The sequence below is a fragment of the Thiohalocapsa sp. genome (assembly GCF_019695415.1).
Classification (GTDB): Bacteria; Pseudomonadota; Gammaproteobacteria; order Chromatiales; family Chromatiaceae; genus Thiohalocapsa.
The window spans coordinates 1-1,662 of the sequence record NZ_JAIFKJ010000310.1 but is presented as its reverse complement, the minus strand read 5'-3'; the positions used below and the strand labels follow the sequence as shown (position 1 = coordinate 1,662).

The window sequence follows — 1,662 nt, the reverse complement described above, 5'->3', positions numbered from 1 at the left end:
CTGGCGATCGGGCTGGGCGAAGGGCGGCGGGATCGCGTCGCAGGTCTGGACCCGGGACAGCGGGCCGACCTTGTACCAGCCGTCCTCCCGGCCCAGCGAGCGCAGGAAGGGAAACTTCAGGTAGGTCCAGGGCTTGACACTGAGCTCGATGTAGTCGTCGTAGCGGCGATAATCCACGTCGTCCAGGATGATCTGTCCGGACGCATCCCGGGCGCGGAGATTGCCGTGGTACATGTCGAGCGAGCCATCCGCCGCGACGATGCTCAGCATGTTGGAGCGGAACGCCGCGAAGCTGTTGTACAGCGCGGCATTCGTCATCTGCAGCCGTTTGGCCAGGGCCACCGCCTCGCGCGCCCACTCGATGACCTTGTAGACATCCGCGAGCAGGCTGTCGCGCTCCTCAGGCGTCAGTGACTTGTTGACGCCGCCCGGGATGGCGCCGGTGCCGTGGACGCGCTTGCCGGAGGTGAGGCGGATGACCTCCTGACCGAACTTGCGCAGCAGCACGCCCTTGCGCGCGATGTCGGGGTGCTCGGCGGCGACGCCGACGATGTTGCGCTTGGCCCGGTCGGAGTCGAAGCCGAACAGCAGGTCCGGCGTGGCGAAGTGGAAGAAGTGCAGCGAATTGGACTGCAGGATCTGGCCATAGTGCATCAGCCGACGGATCTTCTCCGCGGTCGGCGTGAGGCGCTCGATGCCCAGCATCATGTCCATCGCCTTGGACGAGGCGATCTGATGGGCGACCGGGCAGATGCCGCAGATCCGCTGCACCAGCACCGGCACCTCCCAGTAGGGCCGGCCCTGGATGAAGCGCTCGAAGCCGCGGAATTCCACGATGTGCAGCCGGACTTGGCGCACATGATCGTCCTGGTCGAGCAGGATCGTGACCTTGCCGTGCCCTTCCACCCGCGACAGCGGCTCGATAACGACACGACGCAGCGCCTTGGGGTCGGCGGCGGTTTCCAGGTCGGCGGTGTCCAGAGTCGAGGCCATGGGTTGGCACTCCCGTTGGTTAGTCGTAATGCATCAGCCCGAAGCCGAGCCGCGGCGTGCGCCCGTCGAGCAGATCGGTCAGGAGCTTCCAGAAGGCATCCGCCGGGGGCGGACAGCCCGGCAGGAAATAGTCGATCTGCACCACCTCGTGCAGCGGGTAGACCTTGTCCAGCAGCAACGGCAGCTCGGGGTCGTTCGGAATCAAACCCGCATCGACGGTCTCCTCCGTGACATAGACCTCCTCGAAGAGCTCGGCGAGATTGATCCGATTGCGCTCCGCCGGCAGCCCCCCGTTGATGGCGCAGGCGCCCATGGCCACCAGGATCTTGCAGTTCTCGCGAAACTCCCGCAGCACCTCCACGTTCTCGGCGTTGCAGATGCCGCCCTCGAGCAGGCCGATGTCGCAGGGATCGCAGTGCTTGATATCGGTCAACGGCGAGCGGTCGAATTCGATGCGCTCGATGAGATCGAAGAATCGCTCGTCGATGTCGACGAACGATGTATGGCAGCCGAAGCAGCCGGCGAGGGATGCCGTTGCCACCTTGAACTTGCGCGGCGCGTTCATGGCTCGCCCTCCGGCTGAGGGGTCGGGAGCGCGGGGGCGTCGGCCAAGGCCTGGGCGCGACCAGGGGCCAGGCGGAACAGGGGCGCGCCGGTGGGGACCGAGAG

At 66.2% G+C, this 1,662-nt stretch carries 2 protein-coding genes; both read right to left on the bottom strand.

What is annotated here, in order from left to right:
• A partial coding sequence (locus I6U14_RS09070) for a nickel-dependent hydrogenase large subunit (RefSeq protein ID WP_296898636.1) occupies positions 1-993 on the bottom strand: 993 nt, incomplete at its 3' end.
• A 19-nt stretch (positions 994-1,012) separates the two neighbouring features.
• Positions 1,013-1,558 (bottom strand): NADP oxidoreductase, encoded by a 546-nt coding sequence (locus I6U14_RS09065; RefSeq protein ID WP_296898634.1) that lies wholly within the window; start codon positions 1,556-1,558, stop codon positions 1,013-1,015.
• Between the last annotated feature and the right edge of the window lie 104 nt (positions 1,559-1,662).

Bases quoted from the DNA above. Each gene is read 5' to 3' on its own strand.
- I6U14_RS09065 (WP_296898634.1), bottom strand. From the start codon at position 1,558: ATGAACGCGCCGCGCAAGTTCAAGGTGGCAACGGCATCCCTCGCCGGC.